The organism is Methylocystis sp. S23, assembly GCF_054106005.1.
In genome coordinates, this window is record NZ_CM134185.1 from 3,243,093 (window position 1) to 3,264,534 (window position 21,442).

The 21,442-nt window shown below is 61.2% G+C and carries 29 protein-coding genes; 25 read left to right on the forward strand and 4 right to left on the reverse strand.

Features of this window, described 5'->3' with window-relative positions:
- Positions 1-37: 37 nt before the first annotated feature.
- From ACV7JP_RS15900 to ACV7JP_RS15910, 3 genes are all read left to right on the forward strand, one after another.
- The gene (locus ACV7JP_RS15900) at positions 38-544 is read left to right on the forward strand and encodes a HigA family addiction module antitoxin (RefSeq protein ID WP_457796625.1); all 507 of its coding nucleotides are present in this window, start codon (positions 38-40) and stop codon (positions 542-544) included.
- On the forward strand, positions 525-1,742 hold the full coding sequence (locus ACV7JP_RS15905) for a DNA methyltransferase (protein ID WP_457796626.1): 1,218 nt from the start codon (positions 525-527) through the stop codon (positions 1,740-1,742). The genes ACV7JP_RS15900 and ACV7JP_RS15905 overlap by 20 nt, the downstream gene beginning before the upstream one ends.
- Before the next feature lie 240 nt (positions 1,743-1,982).
- On the forward strand, positions 1,983-2,489 hold the full coding sequence (locus ACV7JP_RS15910) for a hypothetical protein (protein ID WP_457796627.1): 507 nt from the start codon (positions 1,983-1,985) through the stop codon (positions 2,487-2,489).
- A gap of 1 nt (position 2,490) precedes the next feature.
- On the opposite strand, the gene recG is transcribed toward ACV7JP_RS15910, so the two are convergent.
- Complete coding sequence (recG, locus tag ACV7JP_RS15915; RefSeq protein WP_457796628.1) at positions 2,491-4,593, reverse strand: ATP-dependent DNA helicase RecG; 2,103 nt, start codon at positions 4,591-4,593, stop codon at positions 2,491-2,493.
- A gap of 105 nt (positions 4,594-4,698) precedes the next feature.
- Between recG and ACV7JP_RS15920 the strand changes: the two genes are divergently transcribed.
- Both ACV7JP_RS15920 and ACV7JP_RS15925 read left to right on the forward strand, forming a co-directional pair.
- Positions 4,699-4,950: an AbrB/MazE/SpoVT family DNA-binding domain-containing protein gene (locus tag ACV7JP_RS15920; protein ID WP_457796629.1), complete on the forward strand. Its 252-nt coding sequence runs from the start codon at positions 4,699-4,701 to the stop codon at positions 4,948-4,950.
- Positions 4,947-5,333: a type II toxin-antitoxin system death-on-curing family toxin gene (locus ACV7JP_RS15925; protein WP_457796630.1), complete on the forward strand. Its 387-nt coding sequence runs from the start codon at positions 4,947-4,949 to the stop codon at positions 5,331-5,333. The genes ACV7JP_RS15920 and ACV7JP_RS15925 overlap by 4 nt, the downstream gene beginning before the upstream one ends.
- 131 nt (positions 5,334-5,464) lie before the next feature.
- Here the strand turns inward: ACV7JP_RS15925 and ACV7JP_RS15930 are convergent, their stop codons facing one another.
- Complete coding sequence (locus ACV7JP_RS15930; protein ID WP_457796631.1) at positions 5,465-6,106, reverse strand: M15 family metallopeptidase; 642 nt, start codon at positions 6,104-6,106, stop codon at positions 5,465-5,467.
- Positions 6,107-6,187: 81 nt separating this feature from the next.
- On the opposite strand from ACV7JP_RS15930, the gene ACV7JP_RS15935 reads away from it, so the two are divergent.
- Complete coding sequence (locus ACV7JP_RS15935) at positions 6,188-6,481, forward strand: peptide-binding protein (protein WP_457796632.1); 294 nt, start codon at positions 6,188-6,190, stop codon at positions 6,479-6,481.
- 114 nt (positions 6,482-6,595) lie between these two features.
- Here the strand turns inward: ACV7JP_RS15935 and ACV7JP_RS15940 are convergent, their stop codons facing one another.
- On the reverse strand, positions 6,596-7,300 hold the full coding sequence (locus tag ACV7JP_RS15940) for a glutathione binding-like protein (RefSeq protein WP_457796633.1): 705 nt from the start codon (positions 7,298-7,300) through the stop codon (positions 6,596-6,598).
- 85 nt (positions 7,301-7,385) lie between these two features.
- On the opposite strand from ACV7JP_RS15940, the gene ACV7JP_RS15945 reads away from it, so the two are divergent.
- Genes ACV7JP_RS15945 through ACV7JP_RS15960 form a run of 4 tightly spaced genes read left to right on the forward strand, consistent with a single transcriptional unit; the run spans position 7,386 to position 10,396 of the window.
- Entirely contained in the window at positions 7,386-8,333 is a 948-nt protein-coding gene (locus ACV7JP_RS15945) for a hypothetical protein (RefSeq protein ID WP_457796634.1), read from the forward strand.
- A 1-nt stretch (position 8,334) separates the two neighbouring features.
- Positions 8,335-9,459, forward strand: a complete 1,125-nt coding sequence (locus tag ACV7JP_RS15950) for a GNAT family N-acetyltransferase (protein ID WP_457796635.1) — start codon at positions 8,335-8,337, stop codon at positions 9,457-9,459.
- Positions 9,456-9,953, forward strand: coding sequence for a DUF2165 family protein (locus ACV7JP_RS15955; RefSeq protein WP_457796636.1), 498 nt, complete (start codon positions 9,456-9,458; stop codon positions 9,951-9,953). Before ACV7JP_RS15950 ends, ACV7JP_RS15955 begins: the two co-directional genes overlap by 4 nt.
- A gap of 59 nt (positions 9,954-10,012) precedes the next feature.
- Positions 10,013-10,396: a hypothetical protein gene (locus tag ACV7JP_RS15960; protein ID WP_457796637.1), complete on the forward strand. Its 384-nt coding sequence runs from the start codon at positions 10,013-10,015 to the stop codon at positions 10,394-10,396.
- A gap of 521 nt (positions 10,397-10,917) precedes the next feature.
- On the opposite strand, the gene ACV7JP_RS15965 is transcribed toward ACV7JP_RS15960, so the two are convergent.
- On the reverse strand, positions 10,918-11,838 hold the full coding sequence (locus tag ACV7JP_RS15965; protein ID WP_457796638.1) for a hypothetical protein: 921 nt from the start codon (positions 11,836-11,838) through the stop codon (positions 10,918-10,920).
- Positions 11,839-12,046: 208 nt separating this feature from the next.
- Here ACV7JP_RS15965 and ACV7JP_RS15970 point away from each other — a divergent pair, with 208 nt between their 5' ends.
- The 15 genes from ACV7JP_RS15970 to ACV7JP_RS16040 all read left to right on the forward strand — a co-directional run bounded on the left by ACV7JP_RS15970 (position 12,047) and on the right by ACV7JP_RS16040 (position 21,441).
- On the forward strand, positions 12,047-13,306 hold the full coding sequence (locus ACV7JP_RS15970; RefSeq protein ID WP_457796639.1) for a phage portal protein: 1,260 nt from the start codon (positions 12,047-12,049) through the stop codon (positions 13,304-13,306).
- Complete coding sequence (locus ACV7JP_RS15975) at positions 13,306-13,662, forward strand: gene transfer agent family protein (RefSeq protein WP_457796640.1); 357 nt, start codon at positions 13,306-13,308, stop codon at positions 13,660-13,662. The genes ACV7JP_RS15970 and ACV7JP_RS15975 overlap by 1 nt, the downstream gene beginning before the upstream one ends.
- Positions 13,655-14,158 carry an HK97 family phage prohead protease gene (locus ACV7JP_RS15980; protein WP_457796641.1) on the forward strand — a complete coding sequence of 168 codons (504 nt, stop codon included), beginning with the start codon at positions 13,655-13,657 and terminating at the stop codon, positions 14,156-14,158. Before ACV7JP_RS15975 ends, ACV7JP_RS15980 begins: the two co-directional genes overlap by 8 nt.
- 20 nt (positions 14,159-14,178) lie before the next feature.
- On the forward strand, positions 14,179-15,372 hold the full coding sequence (locus tag ACV7JP_RS15985; protein ID WP_457796642.1) for a phage major capsid protein: 1,194 nt from the start codon (positions 14,179-14,181) through the stop codon (positions 15,370-15,372).
- 72 nt (positions 15,373-15,444) lie between these two features.
- Positions 15,445-15,924 (forward strand): hypothetical protein, encoded by a 480-nt coding sequence (locus ACV7JP_RS15990; protein ID WP_457796643.1) that lies wholly within the window; start codon positions 15,445-15,447, stop codon positions 15,922-15,924.
- Positions 15,925-15,937: 13 nt separating this feature from the next.
- A complete protein-coding gene (locus ACV7JP_RS15995; protein WP_457796644.1) occupies positions 15,938-16,504 on the forward strand; it encodes a phage tail assembly chaperone in 567 nt (188 codons plus the stop codon).
- 51 nt (positions 16,505-16,555) lie between these two features.
- On the forward strand, positions 16,556-16,747 hold the full coding sequence (locus ACV7JP_RS16000; protein ID WP_457796645.1) for a hypothetical protein: 192 nt from the start codon (positions 16,556-16,558) through the stop codon (positions 16,745-16,747).
- A gap of 201 nt (positions 16,748-16,948) precedes the next feature.
- Positions 16,949-17,098, forward strand: coding sequence for an HNH endonuclease (locus tag ACV7JP_RS16005; protein WP_457799110.1), 150 nt, complete (start codon positions 16,949-16,951; stop codon positions 17,096-17,098).
- Positions 17,095-17,466 carry a phage tail protein gene (locus ACV7JP_RS16010; RefSeq protein ID WP_457796646.1) on the forward strand — a complete coding sequence of 124 codons (372 nt, stop codon included), beginning with the start codon at positions 17,095-17,097 and terminating at the stop codon, positions 17,464-17,466. The genes ACV7JP_RS16005 and ACV7JP_RS16010 overlap by 4 nt, the downstream gene beginning before the upstream one ends.
- Positions 17,467-18,011: 545 nt before the next feature.
- A complete protein-coding gene (locus ACV7JP_RS16015; RefSeq protein ID WP_457796647.1) occupies positions 18,012-18,293 on the forward strand; it encodes a head-tail connector protein in 282 nt (93 codons plus the stop codon).
- Positions 18,293-18,703, forward strand: coding sequence for an HK97-gp10 family putative phage morphogenesis protein (locus tag ACV7JP_RS16020; protein ID WP_457796648.1), 411 nt, complete (start codon positions 18,293-18,295; stop codon positions 18,701-18,703). Before ACV7JP_RS16015 ends, ACV7JP_RS16020 begins: the two co-directional genes overlap by 1 nt.
- Positions 18,700-19,110 carry a DUF3168 domain-containing protein gene (locus ACV7JP_RS16025; protein WP_457796649.1) on the forward strand — a complete coding sequence of 137 codons (411 nt, stop codon included), beginning with the start codon at positions 18,700-18,702 and terminating at the stop codon, positions 19,108-19,110. Before ACV7JP_RS16020 ends, ACV7JP_RS16025 begins: the two co-directional genes overlap by 4 nt.
- On the forward strand, positions 19,107-19,463 hold the full coding sequence (locus ACV7JP_RS16030) for a phage head completion protein (RefSeq protein ID WP_457796650.1): 357 nt from the start codon (positions 19,107-19,109) through the stop codon (positions 19,461-19,463). The genes ACV7JP_RS16025 and ACV7JP_RS16030 overlap by 4 nt, the downstream gene beginning before the upstream one ends.
- Positions 19,463-19,846, forward strand: coding sequence for a phage terminase small subunit P27 family (locus tag ACV7JP_RS16035; RefSeq protein ID WP_457796651.1), 384 nt, complete (start codon positions 19,463-19,465; stop codon positions 19,844-19,846). The genes ACV7JP_RS16030 and ACV7JP_RS16035 overlap by 1 nt, the downstream gene beginning before the upstream one ends.
- Entirely contained in the window at positions 19,843-21,441 is a 1,599-nt protein-coding gene (locus ACV7JP_RS16040) for a terminase large subunit (RefSeq protein ID WP_457796652.1), read from the forward strand. Before ACV7JP_RS16035 ends, ACV7JP_RS16040 begins: the two co-directional genes overlap by 4 nt.
- The last annotated feature ends 1 nt before the right edge of the window (position 21,442 follow it).

The following is a 21,442-nucleotide window of genomic DNA, read 5'->3' on the forward strand; positions in this document are numbered from 1 at the left end:
AAATGAGCGACATTGAAGGAATTGAGCGGAGCCGGCAATGGGCCGATATCGCGAGGCGCTCACGCGTCTCTTCCTTTCGGGAGCGTTCCCGTCGAGCTATAACGGCGCAGCGCCGGTCCGGCCCGCCGCCGCGGTTGCGCCTCCCATGCGCGCCCGACACGTCGCCGCGCCGCGCCGCGTGGTCGCCGAGCCGGTCCAGCGCGCGCCCGCGCGACTCCCGACGCGCCAACGCAAATTCCGCCCCGACCCGGTGGAGAACGGCATGACTCATCCCGGACGGATTCTCGCGCGGCATCTTTCCGATCTGGGCATGACGGCTTCCGATCTGGCGCGCGACATCGACGTGCCCGTCAATCGCGTCACCGCGATCATCAACGGCCAGCGCGGCGTAACGGCGGATACGGCCTTGCGCCTCGGCCACTGGTTCGGCGTCGATCCGGAGGACTGGCTCGAGCTGCAGCTCCAATTCGAATTGTCGCTGGCGCGGGAGGAAAACGGCGCCAGGATCAGCCGATTGCCGCGACTTGTCGATCGCGTCTCATAAAGCCGCGCGCCCGGTCGGCGGCTTCGTCGACGCGCTCCGCGCCTTCGACGCCTTCGGCGCCCCCACGCAAATCGTGGAGGAGGCGGGTCTTACTTATTACGTAAACGAATATTGGACGGCTGGTCAGCGCTCCGCGCACGCCTTGCACGAGATCAGCTATCGCGCCTGCTTCAAGCCGCAGCTTCCGGCCTTTTTCATCGAGCGGCTGACCACGGCCGGCGATACGGTCTGCGATCCGTTCATGGGGCGCGGCACGACGCCTCTTCAGGCGGCGCTGCTCGGCCGCCGCGCCGTGGGCTCCGACGCCAATCCCTTGTCGCTGATGCTGACAAGGCCGAGACTGCGCCCGCCGGCGATCGACGCCGTCGCCGCGCGTCTCGCCGAGGCGCCGCTGGATAGGGGCGAGATCGAACGCGACGATCTGCTCGCCTTCTACCATCCCGACACGCTCCGGCGGATTTGCGGGCTGCGCGCCTGGCTGCTCGCGCGCCTGGCGGGCGCTTCCGAGCCCGATCCCGTGGACGACTGGATCAGAATGGTCGCGCTGAACCGGCTGACGGGCCACTCGCCGGGATTCTTTTCCGTATACACCCTGCCGCCGAATCAGGCGGTGAGCGTCAAGGCGCAGCTCAGAATCAACGAACGGCGCGCGCAGAGGCCTCCCGCCCGGGACGTCGCCGCGCTGATCCTGAAGAAGTCGCGCGCGCTGCTCGCGGACGGGACGCCGCCGTCGCCGCCATCGCTCCTCGCGGTCGCCTGCGCGACGCGACCGGATCATTTGCGCGACGCCGAGGTCGACCTCGTCGTGACGTCGCCGCCCTTTCTGGACGTCGTCGATTATCGCGCGGATAACTGGCTGCGAAACTGGTTCGCCGGGATCGAAGCCGACGCCATGCGGCTTTCGCAATTGCGAAGCGCCGACGCCTGGGCCGAGATGACGCGCGCCGTCTTTGAAGCGCTGGCGCGAATCGTACGGCCCGGCGGCCACGTGGCTTATGAAGTCGGCGAGGTGCGGGGCGGGGGCCTGTTGCTCGAACGCCTCGTCTGGTCGGCGATGGAAGGGCTGCCGTTCGAGCGCCTCGGCGTGATGGTCAACCGCCAGCGCTTCACCAAAACGAGCAATTGCTGGGGTGTGGCCAACAACGCCAAGGGAGTCAACAGCAACCGCATCGTCCTCGCGCGGCGCAAGGCGAGCTAGTGGTTTCCGTCACTCGAATTGCTGGCCTTTTTGTTGATGTTTTCCGCCTCAATGAACGTCTTCCAAAAAGCCCGTCAATTCGAGCGACGCAGGCTACTAGGTCCTTTGCGGCGTTTACGCTTATTTGACGTTATTCTTTTTCAATGCATTTCTTAAACCGAACTTTCACGTCGGCTGTTCTATGAAGGCGGAAGGCTCGGCGGGCGGACCGGGCCGATTTGCCAAAGCAGGAACTCAACGATGGATAGCGCCTTTTCCGGACTGGAAGAAATTTTCGCTTCGAAGCTTGTGGAATCCCATGAATTTCGCTCCTGGTTCCTGAGCCGCACGAAATTCGCCCGCCTTTGGCCGCTCGCGCGCCTGCTTCAGGCCGAGCAGCAGGAAGCGCAGGGCGGCGACCCCTGGTGGGGCAACTGGCGCTCCGAGAGCGCGGGCCGCCTGGCGACGAAGATGCTTTTCGTCTTCGAGGTCGAGCAGACGAAGCTGCGCTTTGCGCTGCATGTCGAAAGCGTGACGCGCGCCCAGGATCTCGCGACGTCCGAGAAATGCTCCTATCGCACGCTGGCTCAGGCCATGATGAATCAGGAATGCTTCCTGAACTATATGGACTATGAGACCGTGCTGCTCGCGCCGCAGGCGCTGATCGTCGGCGACGCCCGCACGCTGAATTTCGACCGTCGCATTCCCTTCGAGACGATTGCGGGTTTCGTTCCCCAGTTCGGCCAGACGCAGCGCGCGGCCGCTTGACTCATCCCGCCCGCAAAAGCCTGATCGCTTCATCGCGTTCGAAAAGATAGAGCAGGGCGCGCAGCGCCCCGCCCCTTTCGCTCGCAAGCTCCGGATCGCGCCGCAGAACGAGCTCCGCGTCGTCGCGGGCGATGGCGAGCAGCCTTGCATGAGCGGCGAGATCGGCCAAGCGAAATCCCGGCAGGCCGGCCTGGCGCGTGCCGAGCAATTCGCCTTCGCCGCGCAGGCGAAGGTCCTCTTCCGCAATACGAAATCCGTCTTCCGTCTGACGTAAGACCATCAATCGCGACTTGGCCGCCTCGCTCAGCGGCCCCTTATAGAGCAGGAGGCAGGTCGATTCCCGCGAGCCGCGTCCCACGCGGCCGCGCAATTGATGCAATTGCGCGAGGCCGAAACGCTCGGAGTGTTCGATGACCATGATGGTCGCCTCCGGCACGTCCACGCCCACCTCGACGACGGTGGTCGCGACGAGCACGCGCGTTTCGCCGCGCTGAAAGGCCTCCATCGCCGCGTCCTTTTCCGGCCCCTTCATGCGCCCGTGCAGAAGGCCGACCGCGTCGCCGAAATAATGGCGCAGATCGCCGGCGCGCGCTTCGGCGGCCGCGAGATCGAGATCCTCGTTTTCTTCGACGAGCGGACAGATCCAATAGGCGCGCGCGCCCTGCGCCAGCGCGCGCTGAAGGCCGGCGACGACCTCGCCGATGCGCCCGGCCGGCAAGGCTCGCGTCGTGATCGGGGTTCGGCCCGGCGGCTTTTCGTCGAGCGCGGAAGAGTCCATGTCGCCGAAAGCGGTGAGCGCGAGCGTGCGGGGAATGGGCGTCGCCGTCATGACCAGCACGTCGACCGCCTCGCCCTTTGCGCCCAACGCAAGGCGTTGCTGCACGCCGAAGCGATGCTGCTCGTCCACGACGGCGAGGCCGAGGTCGTGGAAGGCGAGATCGTCCTGGACCAAAGCGTGAGTGCCGATGACGACATCGACGCCGCCGGCGGCGACGGCCGCATGGGTCGCGGCGCGCTCGCTCGGCTTCAATCGCCCGGTGAGCAGCGCCACGCGCATCCCGGCGGGCTCCATGAGCGGCGCGAGTCGGTCGTAATGCTGGCGCGCCAGGATTTCGGTCGGCGCCATGAGCGCGGCCTGCCGCCCGCATTCGACGACGCTCGCCATGGCCAGCGCCGCGACAACCGTCTTGCCGGAGCCGACATCGCCCTGCACCAGCCTCAGCATGCGCAGATCGGAGCCGAGATCGGCGCGTATCTCGTCGAGGGCGCGCCGCTGGGCGCCGGTGAGGCGGAAAGGAAGGGCGGCCTCGATCGCGCGCGACAGGCGTCCGTCGCCCTTGTTCTCGCGGCCCGGCAGCCGCCGCATCTTGGCGCGCGTGAGCCGGAGCGCGAGCTGGCTCGCGAGCAATTCGTCGAGCGCCAAGCGCTGGCGCGCGGGATGCTGCGGCGAAAGCGCCTTTGCGCTGTCGGGGCGGTGGGCGGCGCGCAGCGCTTCCGCGAAAGGCGGGAGCTTGTTTGCGGCGAGCACGGTCGGCTCCTGCCATTCCGGCAACGGCGGAACGCGCGCCAGCGCCTCTTCCGTCGCGCGTAAGACGAAGCGCGGCTGAAGGCCTTCGGTGAGGCCGTAGACGGCCTCGAAGGGCGGCAGCTTCGCGAGCCCGGCTTCGTCGAGCACGCGGTCGGGATGCACGATCTGGCGCCGGCCGTCATAAAGCTCGATCCGGCCGGAGATCCAACGCGTCGCGCCGATCGGCAGGCTGCGCTCGATCCAGTCGGCGTTGGCGAGGAAGAAGACGAGCTCCACATCGCCGGTGTCGTCCTCGACGAGCACGCGAAACGGCTGCTTGGCGTAGCGTCCCTGCGGGCGGCGATGCTCGGCGACGCGCGCCTTGATCACGACCATCGTGTCCATCGGCGCCTCGGCGATCGTGGGGCGCTGGCTGCGGTCGATGACATTCGTCGGCAGATGAAACAGAAGGTCGACGAGGCGCGCCTGCCGGCCCGCGCCGGTCAGCAGTCGATCGAAGAGCGGCGCGGTCTTGGGGCCGACGCCGGGCAGGGCGGCGACGCGGCCGAAGAGCGGGGCGAGAATGTCGGGACGCATGCGGCGCGCAGTTTATCCACGCGCGCCGATTTGTCATGTTGCGCCGTTCACGGAGCTGTTATAACATTTGTTGCAACAGTTAAGGTTAATACGGAAGTAGGAACCATGACCGAAACAGATTCCGCCGAAGGCTTCGGCGCGCTCAAGATCATCCGCATCGGCAATTCGCTCGGCGTCGTCCTCCCGCGGGAGATCATCGCCGATCTCAATGTCGAGAAGGGCGACCGCCTATATCTGACGCGCTCGCCCGAGGGCTATCGCATCACCAAGAGCGATCCCGATTTCGAGCGGCGCGTGGCGCTGGCGCGCCGCATCATCAGCAAGCGCCACAATGCGCTGCGCGAGCTTTCCAAGTGAGCTGGCGGTTTCTGGATCGCGACATCGCGCTCGCCATTCACGAGGAAGTTCTCGCCGCGCATGGCGGCGCCGTCGGGCTCATCAGCGAGGCGGCGCTGGCGAACGCCATTCTCCGCCCGCGGGACGTCGCGCGCATGGAGCCGCGAAGCGACGCGGCGCGCCTCGCCGCCGCCTGCGCCGCCGGCTTCATCCGCAGCCATCCTTTCGTCGAAGGCAAGAAGCGCGTCGCCCTGGTCGCGCTGGAAACGTTTCTCGCCGACAATGGCTATGAGCTGACGGCGCGCGACGAGGATTGCTTCATTCTCGTTTCGCAATTCGCCAATCGCGAGATCGACGAAGAGGCGCTTGCGGAGTGGATTCGACGGAGTTGCAGAAAGTCCTAACTGCGCCCCGGCGTCATCGCGAGCGAAGCGAAGCAATCCAGAGGCCGCGACGTGGCTCTGGATTGCTTCGTCGGCTTCGCCTCCTCGCAATGACGGCCGCGCGGCGAAGGGAATCGCGCCGAGAAGGGCGCTCACTCCACCTCGACGTCGTAGCTCGCCGCGTTTCCCGCGCCCTTGAAGGCGAAGTGCCACCATTCGCGCGGATAATTTTCGAAGCCGTGCCGCTTCATCAAGGCGACGAGCGCCTCGCGATGCGCATGCGCGTCGCCAGGGACCTTGGCTTTCGTCCAGGACCGCCGGTCGAAAAAGTCGAAGGGCGTGCCGAAATCCCAGCCCTCAACGCCGAGATCGACCGCGAGCCCGGTCGAATGCGTCGAGCGCTCGGCGATATAGCCTTGCGGGAAGAGCTGGCTCTTCTCGAGGCTCGGATAATAATCGGCTTTTGTGGACCGGTCGGCGTTGCGCGACCATTCCACGAAGGACGAGACGGCGCGCTTCGGGCGATAGCAATCATAGACCACCAGCGAAAAGCCCTGCGCCTTGGCGTCCGCTTGCGCGGCGGCGAGCGACTTGGCGGCCTCGGCGCGCAGCCAGCATTGCGGCGCGCGATAGCCGGGCGCGGGATGGCCGGTGAAATTATTGGAGCCCGCATAGCGCATATCCTGCGCAATGTCCGGCGCGACGTCGGCGAGGCGCGCAAAACCCGGCGGCGGCTCGGCCCTTGCGGGCGCGGCGAAAGCGAGAAGGCAGAGCGGGAGAGCGGCTTTCCTCATGACGAAGCTCATGTGCGCCGGCGCAACTCCGCGCGGCGAGGGCAGGACTATAGCCGATTGCATCGACCGAAGGAGATTTCAATGTCCGTCAAATCCTCGCTGACCACCGGCTTCGTGCTCGCCGCGCTCGCCGCCGTCGTCGCCTGGGCCGCTCCCGCGCTCGCGGGCGACCGCTGCAAGGTGACGGACCCGACCGGGACGCCGCTCAATATCCGCGACCAGAAGAAGAACGTCATCGGCGCGATCGAGAACGGCCGCATCGTCTACGTCCAGCGTTATGGCGAAGATAACGCCGGCAAGCCCTGGGCCTATGTGTCGACGCAGGGCGGCAGGCGGCTCGGCTGGGTCTATCGCGAGTTCATCAGTTGTTATTGAGATGTCGGCGGCGGAGCGGACAAGCCGAAGGCGCGGGCACAACCCCGCGCGTCCGCCGCTTCGTTGCGATGAGCGAAGCGACGAAGCAATCCAGAGGAGCGTCATCGCGGCTCCCTATTTTGCCTCCGGGCGCGCGGCCGTCTGCCCGAACAGGATCTCGCGCTCCAGCGCCGTGAAGTCCGGCCCCCGCCGCCCATAAGGCGCGCCGGCCGCATAGGCGCGCGTCACGGCCGGCCGGGCCTTGATCGATTCGAACCAGCGCTTGAGATGCGGGAAGTCGTCGAGGTCCTGGTCCTGGTCCTCATGGGGCACGATCCAGGGATAGCAGGCGATGTCGGCGATGGAATAGTCGCCGGCGACATAAGGGGACTTCGCCAATTCCCGGTCCAGCACGCCGTAGAGGCGGTTCGTCTCCTTGCGATAGCGATCGATGGCGTAGGGGATGCGCGCCGGGGCGTATTTTCCGAAATGATGGTTCTGCCCGGCCATGGGGCCGAGCCCGCCTACCTGCCAGAAGAGCCATTGCAGGACGCGCATGCGGGGGCGAAGGTCGGTCGGCAGCAGGCGGCCGGTCTTCTCGGCGAGATAGAGCAGAATGGCGCCGGACTCGAAGATCGCCACTTCCGCGCCGCCATCCGAGGGCGCGCGATCCACGATGGCGGGCATGCGGTTATTCGGGGAGATCGCCAGAAATTCCGGCTTGAACTGGTCCCCTTTGCCGATGTCCACCGGCTTGAGTCGATAGGCCAACCCGGTCTCCTCGAGGAAGATCGTGATTTTATGGCCGTTCGGCGTGGGCCAGTAGTAGAGATCGATCATTCAAGACTCCTGACGGGCGTCCACTCTTTATTTCCCATTCCGGCGTTAGCTTGTCGACACCTCGAAACGGCTCCGGCGTTTTTCCATGAAAAAATTATCTCTCACCGAATGGCGCCCAGGTCAGATCCGGAACTTCGGGCGCGAGCCGATGCTTCTCGCGCACCGGCTCGCCGACAGTCCGCTCTTCTCGGACGCCGCGCTCGAGCGCCTGATCGAAGCGTCGCCGCGCGAGCGCTTCCACGTCAACACCATGGCGCGCGACGAGACGGACCCGCGCAATTGGCGCGAGGGCGACATGTCGGGCCTCTCCGGCCGAGAGGTCATGACGGCCGTCGCCAAAGGCAATATCTGGGTCCATCTGCAGCGCGTGCACGAGGCCTTCAACGAATATCGGGAGCTTCTCGACAGGCTTTTCGACGACATTGCGCGTCATGTCCCGCGCTTCCACAGCTACAAGCGCTCGATGAGCGTCCTGATTTCCTCCCCGAATATGAATGTCGCGCTGCATGCCGACGTTCCGGGCCAGAGCCTCTGGCAGGTGCGGGGCAGGAAGCGCGTCTGGGTCTATCCGCCGAGGGCGCCCTATCTGCCGCAGGACAGGATCGAGAATATCGTGCTCCAGCGCGGCGCCGACACCGATCTGCCTTACGATCCCTCATTTGAGGCGGAGGCGGAAAGTTTCGAGCTGGAGGCCGGCGATTGGGCGAGCTGGCCGCTCAATTCCCCGCACCGCGTGCGCAACGCCGATTGCGTGAATGTTTCCTTTACGACCGAGCACTGGACGGACGAGCTTCGCAACCAATACGCCGTGAACTACGCCAACGGCCTGCTGCGTCCCTATGCCGGAGGCCGCGGCCTCTCGCGGGAGACCGCCGGGCCGGCGTTCTGGGGCAAGTTCGCGCTCGCCGCCGCGCATAAGGGATGGCGAAAGCTCGCCAATAAGAGGCGCGCGCCCATGACGATCGATTTCCGCGTCGACCCGCAAGCCGCTCAGGGCTTCAGCGACGTCGCGCCCTATCGGATCATGAAATAACATGCCCGCGCCGTCGCCATATTCGATCGAACGCGTCGAGACGCTCGCGGGCGTCGACGCTCTTGCCGCAGAATGGGCCGCGCTCGAAAGCGCCACGCCGGAGGCGACGGGCTTTCAGAGCTTCGCCTGGTGCCGCTCCTGGCTCGCATTGGCGGGGGAGCGGGCGCGGCCGAGCATTCTCTGCCTGCGCGACGAGGGGCGGCTCGCCCTGCTTCTGCCCTTGCAGATCGAGCGGCGCCTCGGCGTCGCCGTCGCCCGGTGGATCGGCGAGCCTTTGACCCAATATGGCGACGCGCTGGCGCTGCCGGGCGAAGGGCGCGCGCGATGGATCGCGGCGGCGCAGGCCGAGATGGCGCGCTGGCGCGACGTCGATCTCTTCGCCTTCGCCAGGCTGCGCGCCGGCGGCGTGATGGCGGACGGAAGCCTGGCCGGAGAGCCGCTTTCCGCGCCCTATGTCGATCTGCGCAACCGAAAGCCGCGCCGCCACAAGAGCGTCGAGCGGCGCCTGAAAAGGCTTGAAGCTTATGGCCCTCTTCTGATCGACGAGGCCGGGTCCCCGGCGAAGCGAGAAAGCCTGACCCGCCACGCTTTCGCGCTCAAGCGCACATGGCTTGGCGGCAAGGGCGCCTATAGCGCGGGCCTTTCCGATCCGATTTCCGAGGACTTCCTCGCGGCGTTGGCGCGCGAGGGCTTTCTGCGCGTCAACGTCCTGCGCGTCGGCGGCGAAATCAGCGCGATCGATCTCGGCTTTGTGGGCGGCGGCGCCTATCGCTCGCTGCTCGGCTGCTATGACGAACGTTTCGCCGAAGGCTCGCCGGGGCAGGCGCTCACCGGCCGCCTCATCGCGCGTTGCGCGGAGGAGGGGCTCGGCGCCTATGACATGCTGCTCCCCGCCGACGCCTATAAGCGCGCCTGGGCCACAGGCGAGACGCGGATCGAGGCGCGCTTCGTCGCGACGGGCTTGAAGGGCCGGGCCGCCGCTTTCATCATCGCGCGGCTGCGGCCCCTCGCCAAGCGCCTGGTCCATGCGGCGGGACCGTGGCGGGCGCGATTGACGCGCAAGTTTTCTTTCGCCCGCGAACCCGCTAGCCTGTCGCCGTCGAGTCGGGAGGAAACGGCCATATGACGGTGAGGCTCGCCAAGATCGCGGTCGCCTTCTCGGCCGGCTTTCTGATCCTGCTCGTCGCGCTCGGCAATGTCTTCGATTACGGCGCGAATTTCGACGTCGTGCAGCATATCCTCTCCATGGACATGATCCCGCCGAGCCCGCTCAAATGGCGCGCGGTCAAGAGCCCGGCGCTGCATCATCTCTGCTACCTCTTCATCATTGCGACGGAGTTCGCCTCCGCCGCGCTGACGCTCTACGGCGCCTGGCGGCTGTGGCGGGCGCGGGCAGGGGGCGCGGCCGCGTTCAACGGCGAGAAGAGCATGGCGATCGCCGGGCTCTGCGTCGGCTTTCTGCTTTATCTGCTCGGCTTCATGGCGGTGGGCGGCGAATGGTTCCAGATGTGGCGCGCGGGCGTCTACAACATGCAGGAGCCCGCCTTCCGCTTCATCGGCAGCGTGGGGATCGCGATGATTTTCATCGCGCTGGCGGATGCGGAGCCGAAAGCTCATTGATCGAGAGGCGGAGCCTCAAGCCGGGAAGCGGCGATAGGCGGGGAGAGTCGGAGGTCGCCATGCGCGCGCGTGAAATCTGCTTTAGTCGCCTGTCGATCCTCGCGCTGGCCGCTTTGCTTGTCTTTGGAGCCAGCTTCGCCGCTGCGCGCGGACGGACGCAGGAGCTGCGCGCCAGCGGCCCGACCCGGGAGGGGCCGTGGCTCCAGCAGGGCTGGGAGAGGGAGGACTGGTCTCGCGCGCCTGTGCGCGGCTGGGGCTTCTCGGCGCCATGGGATTACGACCCCGTCACGGGCTATCCCGCGGCCGCCGATTGGTATCCCTGGGGCTATACGACGCCCTTCGTCCGCGTCGGGCGCCGATGCGTCGCGAGCGAGATCAATGAGAGCCCCGGCGGCAAGCTGATCCGCTACCAGCGGGTGCGGCCATCCCATTATTGCCATTGAGGCCGGCCGGGCGCCGTTCGGACATGGGCCGGCAACAGCCAGGCCATACCGAGGACAAGTCCCGGGCCTAAGTCTAGCCTGCCCGCCGCCGGAATTCCCCAAGCTCACGGCGCGGACAAGAGGCCCTCGGCGCGGCGCGCCAGGTTCGCGCCGGGGGCCGCCTTGCGCAGCCGCTTCAGGCCGCGCCTTCATAGGGCTTCCGCCTGATTGCTTCGCGACGACGCTCCCGGCGCACAACAATGACGGCCGAGGAGCCGAAAACCGCCTCACATCATCATTGCGAGCGAAGCGAAGCAATCCAGAAGCGACCATAGCGCTGGATTGCTTCGTCGTTTCGCTCCTTGCAGTCCGATCGCGGAGGCGGGGATAGGAAGCCTGACAATACGAGTATGATGGTGCCCCTGGCCGTTCTAGTAATTTTATTTGAAATCAATATCTTATCGAAACGTGCGGGCGCTAAAGGGCCTATTGAAAGCTAAGGGCTTTCTAGCGCGCCGCCCGCACCCTTAATGGATCACGATCTATTTCTTAGGGATTACAAAGTTCCTTCCTTCAGCACTTTTTTCGAGGCCTTGAGCCACGATCGATTTTTCCTTTTTTATATCTTCGATAAAGGCATTTGCCTGCTTTACTACATTTCTTGATAAAAAATAGAATTTCCTGAATTCATACTTTTTCATGCTTGTTGCTTCATCAGCACCCACGAATCTCTCTTCTCCTGGAGCAACAACTGTAGGAATCGAAAGCTCATTTGTTGTAGTAACATCAAGAGGCCTGTTCGAATATAACTTCTTATTCAAATCTTCTAGTTCAGTAACAGTATTTTTCCATGAAAATATATAATTATAACCTACCTGATGCATAATTATATTTCTTTGGTGAAACATATCAAGTTTACCGTCTTTTATTTGTTGCTGCATTTCAATGTTTCGTAACTCGTTAGCCAGAACTCCTTGAGCGTTCTTCTCAAGAGAGTCACGAATTGTTTCAGCTTTCTGTGTCGCTTCTTCCAAGAGTAGATATCGAGAAGCATTGATCGCAATGTCATTAGAAATTGGCGGAGGATTATTAGCAACTAACTGCTGTGGCGAAGGTAGCAGGGGTAGCGTATGTGACGCTGGTGGAACTGTTACAGTTATCAATTTTTCTGGCAAAGGGGAGAATTCAAAAAATATCTCGGCAGCAAATAATGCTAGTGCGCCCAATGATAGTGTTCCAAAAAACTGAGTGATAGCTAAAAAATGACTTCTATCTAGAACGAAAGGGCTTAGGTTTTTTAATTTTCTTCTATTATTGATGTATCCCCATACCCATACTACTAAAAAAACTGACGACGCTATTAATAAAGCAATCCCAATAACAGGGTTTGTGTATCCAAATATTTGGAGACCGGATCCCAAGAAAAGGGAAAACAGCGCAAATGGAGTTAGCCTTTCATCCACTTGATTCGTGCCTCATTAATTCGAAAGAGTGGGCCGTATTCTCCAACAGCAAATTGTTGGGGGCAAGCGGAGTGGATATCAAATCCACTTGATTTACTGCTAGCAGCATGCACATAAAGATATATGCATATGTGCATTTATAGTTTACACCACTTAGTGGCCGCGCTACAATTATGTAGATTCAATTAAGTAGGGCTTGGAACCTAGTTTGATCGGCTTTCTTATTCGCAAGGCATTGGGCGTCGAGGCCAAAAGTCTCGACGCCAACAGCTTCCCGACTGACCTTCTGGCCCCTTCGGTTCTGTCCGGCGTATCTGTCACGCCCCAGACCACCCTTTCCGTTCCCGCCGTTGCCAATGCCGTCTCCCTGATCAGCGGCGCAATCGGAACGCTTCCCCTTTGGATTTACCGCGACGAAGGGCAGGGGAAGGCCGTCGCCGAAGATCATCCGGCGTTCGATCTTGTCGCCTATGAGGCGAATGATTGGACAAGTTCAAGTTCGCTCCGGACGCAACTCGCTACCGATGCGCTCTTGCACGGCGACGGCTTCGCGGCCGTGAATCGTATCGGCGACGGCAAGGCTTTCGAATTCATCCGGCTAATGCCGGGAAGCGTGACGGTCCTGTATGAGCCCGCGACCGGAGAGCCGGTCTATCGACACCAGTCTCAGAATATCGCGACACTGGACACGACCGCCCAAGTTCGCCCGGCGTCGAATGCCGACACGCCGCGCGATTACCACTGGTCGGATATCATCCACGTCCGCGCGCCCCTGTCTGTGAACGGACTTACCGGCGTCGCGCCGATCGCACACGCCCGCGAAGCCATCGGCCTTGCGATTGTGCTTGAAGCCTACGCAGCGCGGCTTTTCGGAAATGGCGCGCGTCCTTCCGGCGTGCTTTCCTTTGAACAGAAGCTAGACGCCGCGGCCGCCGCACGCATCCGCGATTCATGGAACGCTGCGCACGCCGGGAGCGCCAGCGGCAAGACCGCCGTCCTCGAACAAGGCGGAAAGTTTCAGCCGCTCGCGCTCACAAGCGTTGACGCCCAATTCCTCGAACAGCGCCAGTTGCAGACTGTCGAAATCGCGCGCGCCTTCAATATCTCGCCGGCGCTGATCGGCGACTTGTCCCGCGCTACATGGTCGAATCTCGAATCCAGCAATCGCCAGTTCCTTCAATTAACCTTGCTCCCGTGGCTCCGGAACTTCGAATCCGCTTATCGGCGCGTGCTTCTCTCTCCGGAGGAACGCCGCACCTACAGCGTTGAGTTCGACACGTCCGATCTTCTCCGGGGCGACACGGCGGCGCGCGGTGAATTCCTCGCGAAGATGCGCAGCAACGGGATTTTCACCGCCAACGAATGCCGGGCGGTCGAATCCCTCCCGGCTCACGAAGCCGGCGATAGCCTCGAATCTCCGCACGTCCAGACCGCCAAGGCGACTTTGCCGGCGAAGGAAGCCGCATAATGACGACGGCCGTAAACCATTTCTTTGGCGACAAAGAGCGCACTTTCCGCCTTACGCCGAAGCTCATTCCGGAACTCGAACGCGTCGCGAACGCCGGCATTGGCACGCTTTGCAAGCGCCTCTTCGCCGGGGATTTCAGCCATGCCGATATTCGAGAGACGATCAGGCTCGCGCTGATCGGCGGCGGCGCTGATCCGAAAGACGCCGCGACGCTTGTCGCCGTCTATGCCGACGATGCGCCGCTCTCGCAAGTCTATCCGCTCGCCGTCGCCATTCTTGAGGCGCTTTGGTTTGGCTCAAACGCCACTAAGGAAGCGCTCGCCCCGGAAACACAAGAGGGCGCTTCCAATGTCTGATCATATCGAGATCAAAGCTAATTTGTCTGTTTCGGACGCCGGAGAGATCACGGGCATTGCTTGGCCGTTCGGCTCGCCGGACCGAGTGGGCGACATTATCGAGCCGAAGGCGTTTGCAGACGCCCGCGCGCCGCTTCCGCTCCTATTTGCACATGATCCGGCGCAACCCGTTGGGGTCTGGACCGATATACAGACGACCGGGGCGGGGCTCACGCTGAAGGGCCGGCTTCTGGTTGAAGATGTTGAACGCGCCCGCGAAGTCCGCGCGCTGGTTCAAGCCGGCGCGATCAGCGGCCTTTCCATCGGCTTCAGGACGAAGAGCGCGACGCCGCGAAAGGGCGGCGGACGCACGATCAGCGATCTTGAGCTTGTCGAGTGCTCCCTTGTCACCATTCCAGCCCATCCCGGCGCGCGGGTTACGAGCGCGAAAGACGCCGCGACGGCCTTCAAGATCGTCGAGGCACTGAATCGAGCCGCGTCGGCTCTCAATAAGTGAAGTGAGGTAGTAAGAAAAAAATGGTTGCGAATACGAATGCGGCGCTCGCGCCGATCGAACTGAAGAGCGGCGATGAAAACGACGCCGCTGATATTGTGACGAAGGCCCTTGAAGATTTCACGGCGACCGTCAATGAGCGTTTCGAAGCGATCGAAAAGAAGTTCGAAAACGACAATGGCGACAAGCTCGCCGCGCGCCTCGAAAAGATTGAGGCGAAGCTGAATCGCCCCGGCGCTCCGGCGATCATCGCGCATCGCGACGATAACGGCAAAACCGAAAAGAAGGCGTTTGTCGATTATGCGCGCAGCGGCGAGATTGACCGCAAGGCGCTTTCGGTTGCTTCGAACGGCGGCGTTCTGATTCCCGAAATTCTTCTGACTGAGCTTCTGAAGAATCTTGTCGAGATTTCGCCTGTCCGCAGTCTCGCGCGCGTGACGAATGTTGGCGTTCCGGTTGTGCAGCTTCCGAAGCGCAGCGCCGGCCCGACCGCCGCTTGGGTTTCTGAAACTGGCACGCGCACCGAAACGTCTAGCACCTATCCCACGCCGCAGAGCATCGAAGCTTATGAGCTTGGCGTTTATACGGACGTTTCGCTTCAGCTTCTCGAAGACAGCATGTTCGACGTGGGTTCGGAAATCGTGAAAGACCTTGCCGAAGCGTTCGCCAAGGCCGAGGGCGCTGCTTTCGTTAGCGGCGACGGCGACGGCAAGCCTACCGGCTTCCTCACCTCACCGGCGGCGGGTTCTGTTGTGGATAGCACGGTTGCCCTTGGCGCTATGCCGAGCGCCGATGATTTTATCTCGGCGTTCTATGCGCTTCCTTCCGCCTTTGCGCGCAACGCTGTTTGGGTCATGAACCGCTCTATGCTCGGCGCGGTTCGCAAAATGAAAAACGGCACGACCGGCGAGTATATCTGGCACGACAACGCGGTTGCTTCCGCGTCGCTTCCGTTCGGCGGCGCTGGCACGCTGCTTGGCGCGCCGGTAATCGAAGTTCCCGACATGCCGAGCCTTGCCGCTTCGACGGTTGTCGCCGTCGTGGGCGATTTCAAGGAAGCCTATCGCATTATCGATCGCGTCGGCCTCGATTTCCTGCGCGATGATTATACGCAACGCACGTCTGGAAAGGTTCGCTTTCACGCTCGCAGGCGCGTCGGCGGCGAAGTCGTGAACGCTCCGGCGCTGCGCTATCTCAAGACGACTGCGGGCGCGTAATCAATCGATCCATAAACGCCGGCGCTTCGATGCGCCGGCATATCCAAGAGTTTCAAAGAAGGAAAGATTCCAGTGACCATTAAGACGACTGCGGGAACCAAGTTCTATATCGGAACGACGGCCGCCGCGACCGACCTAACGACCTTTCAGACCGATACTTACTCTCTTGTCGGCGAGGTCGAATCTATCGGCCCCATTGAAGATTCGGCGGAAGAGGTCAAGTTTACGAGCCTTACCGACTCCCGTGTTCAGAAGGTCGCCGGCGTTCGCGACGCCGGAACGATCGAAGTTTCGATGGGCTATGATCCGGACGACGCCGGGCAAACGGCGCTGATTGCTGCTTTCAACGCCAATGCCGGCGCGCCCTACAACTTCAAGACCGAGCTGAACGACGCTCTCACGGGCGGCGCTGGCCCGCACCACGGCACGCAGTTCTTTTGGAAGGGCGTTGTTCTTTCCCAGAGCTTCGAAGCCGGCAGCGCAAACGAAGTCGTAAAGCTGAAAATGAAAATCAGCGTCACGTCCGACGTTGTCATGGGCGCGGCGGCGTAAGGACAATCGATCGATGAGCCTCGCCGATTCAGAAATTCATATCCGTTTTTATGACGGCGAGGCCGTTATCTGCCGTCCGACGCTTCGCGCGGCCATGCGCCTCGAACGCCAATACAACGGCTTCGAAAATCTTCTAAAGGCCATCGCGGAGGAAAACATCTCTGCGATGGCTACCGTCATTCGCGAAACGTCCGATCATTTCGAGCTTGTCGATTTTCTTGATCGCCACAACGAACTGCCGCTGAACGTATGCGACAGCATTCTCGTTCCGCAGCTTCTGAAGCTGGTTCTCATGCTCGCCGGAGTGGACGAAGATCAGTTGCAGAAACAGGATGAAACCGAAGCCGGCGAGAAAGTTCCTTTCGCCGAGCATCATGAACGCCTTTTCAAAATCGCAACCGGTTATCTCGGCTGGACGCCTTTGGAAGCATGGAACGCCACACCGTCGGAAATTAAAGCCGCTTATGAGGGCCGTTTCGAGCTTCTGAAAGCGATCTTCGGCGGCGAAGAGAATAAGACGCCGGCGCAATCCGAGGCGGCGCTTGCGGCGTTTCTACGCTCCCGCGTGAGGGCAGTCTAACGACGTGCCGCGAATGAAAGCTGACAATATCAACAAAGTATGGAAACAAAGATGAAAACGATTAAGTTCAATACAGCAACTGATTATCTTGTGCTTCAGTTCTCGAATAACAGTAAAATGACCGTGGAAGTCAAGGATAGGATTAGAGAGTCACTCGGGAAATCGCTTCCAGAAGCTCAGGGGCGTATCGTTATCCTTGGCTCAGACGAAAAGCTTGTCGTTCTGTCAGCTTCTTCGGATTAATCCATGACGCGCCGCGCACCCCGTATCTGCGCCTGTGGCCATGTAGTGGCGTCTGGCGCTAAATGCGCTTGTCAGATTCGACGCGACGCTGAGCGCAAGGCGGCTTTCGATCTTACCCGGCCAAGCGCCAGCGAACGCGGCTATGACTCGAAATGGCGCGCCTACCGAGAGGCATTCCTTCGAAAGCACCCGGTCTGTGTCATGTGCGGCGCCCCGGCGACGATCGTCGATCATATCGAGCCACACAAGGGCGACAAAGCGCTTTTCTGGCGACACGACAATCATCAGGCGCTTTGCATCTCTTGCCATAGCTCCCGGAAGCAATCTCAAGAGCGCCGGAACGCGCAATGACTCTCGAAACTTTTACCCCGCCGATTCAGCCGAGCATCGGCGCGAGCAACAAACCGAAGGTGAAAATCCTGAAAGCTGAGTTCGGCGACGGATATGGGCAAGCCTCCCGTGACGGCCTGAACCATATCCGGAACGAATTTTCGCTGACATGGGAGGTTCTAACTCCGGCACAGGCGAACACAATCGAGGCCTTCCTTATAGAGCACGGCGGCGACGTTCCCTTCCTGTGGACCGCTCCCGGCAAATCCACGCCCGACAAGTGGACGTGCGAGCAATGGGAAGTTTCGTTTCTCGCCGCGATCTATCAGGGCGAAAATTTCCGTTCGATCAAAGCCACTTTCACGCAAAGCTTCAATATCGTAACATGACGCCGGATCAAGATGCTCTAACGGTCACTTTTTGCCAAGTGCAGGAAACGTTACGCCGATGATCATTGGCGTCTCCCATGGGCATCGCTGCCGACTGTAAGTTGCTTTAAAATTTGGCCATATATACCTTTAACGAATTGGAATGGCGCTAATTTGAAGTCGTGCTTTGGGAGTGTGTTCAGCCAAAATTGCTTCGGCTTTGGACATTAATGCATCACTGGCTTTTGGGCCAACAATGCTGGTGTAAGAAGAGATGACTAGGTAATTCTCTGATATTCAACGTGTCATACATAAAATCATCCGTATAGAATACTTGATCGTGCCTCGGCATCATGTTTCCCCTCGTCATCCGATTGGCAACAATAGCATTAGCTGGAATTCTGCAAAACGCTTTGGTTGAAGGGGGATAGTGGCGGGGGAGCGGTTCAATTCCGGCTTGTCATTGGAGACCGGTGCAAGGCCTTTCGTATGATATCGAGCCTATTTGGAGTTTCAAAGACTAAAGTCCTATGCTAGAATATATTCCTTGCTAGGACATTCGAACCATGACCATTTCAATTGACGATCTGAAAAGGCACCTGAATATCACCGGCGCGGATGATGATGATCTTCTTCAGGATAAAATCGCCGTCGCTACCGCTTTCGTCGAGAAATTCACGGGCGGGCCGTTCACTGAGACGACGCCCGCGCCGCTGCTTGAAGCCGTTCGCCAGCTTGCCGCCCATCTCTATGAGAACCGGGAAGCATCGCTTATCGGCGCGACCGTCCATGATCTTCCCTTCGGAACGTGGGAGCTAATCACGCCCTACCGGAGCTTCGCATTCTAATGGCCGCTGATCTTGACCGCCTTTTGCAGCGCCTCGAAGCCATCCCGGCGGCCGTCAAAGAAGCTGTGAAGCCCGCGCTGATCAAATCGGGCGAGGAACTTGCCGGCCGAATGCAAGCCCTCGCCCCGGAAGATACCGGCGCGCTGAAGCACTCCCTTCATGTCACCATGCCGGGCGAGACGACGCCGCCCTATTCTCAGCCGGGCGGCAGTCGCACGGCGCGCGAGAATGAGGTCATCGTCACGGCCGGCAATTCGGATGTGCGTTACCCCCATTTGGTCGAATACGGCACCTCCGAAGCGCTCGCGCATCCGTTCTTCTGGCCCGCCTACCGGCTCACAAAGAAGCGGATTCAAACCCGCTTGAAGCGCTCAATTTCGAAAGCAGTTCGTGAAGGATGGAATAAGTGATCGCTCCCGCTCTCGCCCTACAATCCGCCATGCGCGCCGCGTTGATCAATGATCCGGCGATGACTGCCCTTGTCCCGGCGTCGAATATCTATGACCGCCATGCGCGTCCGGAAGTCTTCCCCTGCATCCTCATGGGCGAGATGCAGGAGGTTTCCGACGATCTAACGCTTGAGCGCAACTACTTCCGCCTGTTTCCTGTCTTTCACGTTTGGACGCGCGAGCCGGGGCTTGTCGCGGTCAAAGATATCGCTTGGCAGCTTCGCAAGACGCTTGTCGGCAATCCCATCGTGACGCTTGGGCTGATTGATTTCCGCTATAGCGACAGTCGTTTCATGCGCGATCCGGATGGCGTTACGTCGCATGGCGTCGTGTCATTCGAGGCCCTCGTCGGCGAGGCGCTCGAATGAGCCGCAACATTATCCGGGCAGGGCGTTTAGATCGCAGCATCTCCATAGGGAGTAAACAGACCGACGCCATCGATGATTTCGGCGCGCCGACTGAGGTCTATATGATGCAAGGCCCGTATCGGGCTGAGCTTGTGCGAGATAGCGCCGGGGATTCCGCCACGTCGCAGATCGTTAAAGAGGGCGGCGCGGTCGATTCGGTCGAAACACTGCTTACTTTCCGGACGCGTTGGATATCGGGGCTCACGGTCGCCGATCGGCTTATTTATGAGAACCGGACATTCGACATTATCGGCCTTGTCGAGATCGGCCGGCGTCGGGGCTGGCAGATTGTTTGCCGGCGTCGGGGGCTCTAATGGCGAAGGGCGTCAAACCCGTTGTGCGGACTGATAAGGATTCGTTCCGCCGCGCTCCGCCTGTCCCGGCGTGGTTGTCTGCGGAGGCGAAAAAAGAGTGGCGGCGCGTCATGCCGCTGCTTATTGAACGCCGGATTTTAACGGATGCAGACCTTGCCATGGTCGAGACGTTTTGCGTTTCGGCTGGTCGCGTCCGCGAGGTCGAGAAACTCATTCAGGCGGCCGGCGGCGATATCGATCCTCGTCTATTCCGTATGCAGGACAAGGCGGCGCAAACGGCCCGACTCATTGCCAGCGAGCTTGGCCTAACCCCGGTAAGCCGCTCCCGTCCGACGATGCGCGATGACGCCAGCGAGCCGGAAGATGACCCGCTAGGCCTATGACCGACACCTATCCGCATTGGCTCTTTGGCGCCTCGCCGATCGAAGACACGTTCGGCTATGGCGAGCGCGCGGTTAGGTTCATCCGGGCTTTGAAGCATCCGAAGACGGGCAGGGCGTTTCAGCTTGATCCGTGGCAGGAACGCCTTGTTCGGCGCATTTATGGACCGCGTAACCCCGATGGAACGCGCATCGTCCGGCAAGTCATCATGCTCGTTTCGCGCGGCGCGAGGAAAACGACGCTCGGCGCGGCGCTGGCCCTTCTACATACGATTGGGCCGGAGAAGGTGTCAGGTGGGCAAGTCTTCCTTGCCGCCTATGACCGCGACCAAGCGCGTATTGCCTATCAGGAAGCGCACGGAATCGTTATGGCCGATCGACGCATACAATCGGCGGTCGATATCCTCGATTACAAGCATGAAATCCGGCACTCGAAATCGCGCGCGACTCTGAAGGCGGTTTCTTCCGACGCCAACGCGAGCAACGGCCTAACGCCGGCTTTCGCGCTGGTTGACGAAATTCATTGTTGGCGCAAACGCGAGCTTCTCGACGTTCTCCGGACTGGCCTTTCGAAGACGGCCGGCACGCTCTGCATGATCATTTCGCAGGCGGGGCGCGGACAGGAAACCGCCGCTGCGGAAGTCTATGACTACGCCCGGAAAGTTGCGCGGGGCGAGATTGACGACCCAGGAACGCTCCCGGTTCTTTTCGAGACGCCTGGCGATGCAGATTGGCGAGACGAAGCGGTCTGGCATCGGGCGAATCCCGGCTTAGCGTTGGGATATCCCGACTTGCCGTCGCTTCGCCAGATGGCGCGAGAGGCCGAAAACCGACCGGCGCTGCGCGAGAAGTTCCGAAATGATCATCTCGGCATTTGGCTCGACAATCTCGCAGACCCTTGGCTTGATCTGAATTCGTGGGATGAATGCGCGACCGCAACGCCGATCGATGAACGTGAAGGTGAGCCGTGTTGGATAGGCGTTGATTTGTCGTCTGTCTCAGACCTTACGGCGGTTATGGTAGCGTTCCGCGACGAAGACGGCGGTTATAGCCTCTACACAAACGTCTTCGCGCCCGAGGCTGGTCTGCGCGCGCGACAGGACAAAGGCGACGGCCCATACCTTCAATGGCGCGACGAAGGATACCTAATCGCGACGCCGGGCGAAGTGGTAGACTATAGGATTGTTGAAGCGAAGATTCGCGAATTGGCCGAGCGTTTCGACGTGCGAGAGATCGCTTTTGATCGATGGAACGCGACCGAGATCAAGAGCAACCTTTTAGACGACGGTTTGCCTGTCATGGACCACGGCCAAGGCTTCGCGTCGATGAACGCGCCGATGCGGGCATTTGAGCGCGCCGCGCTTTCGAAGAATTTCCGGCATGACGGAAATCCGATTCTGCGATTTTGCGTGAGTAACGTCGTCGTCGTCACAGACCCGGCCGGAAACATCAAGCCGGGCAAGTCGGCGCGTCGTGATCTAAAAACCGACGCGGCGGTTGCGGGAATCATGGCCGTAGGACGTGCCGAGATAAACGAAGGCGGCGGCTTCATTTATTCGAATATCAATGAGCGCCCCGATGGGCTTCTCTTTTTCTAAA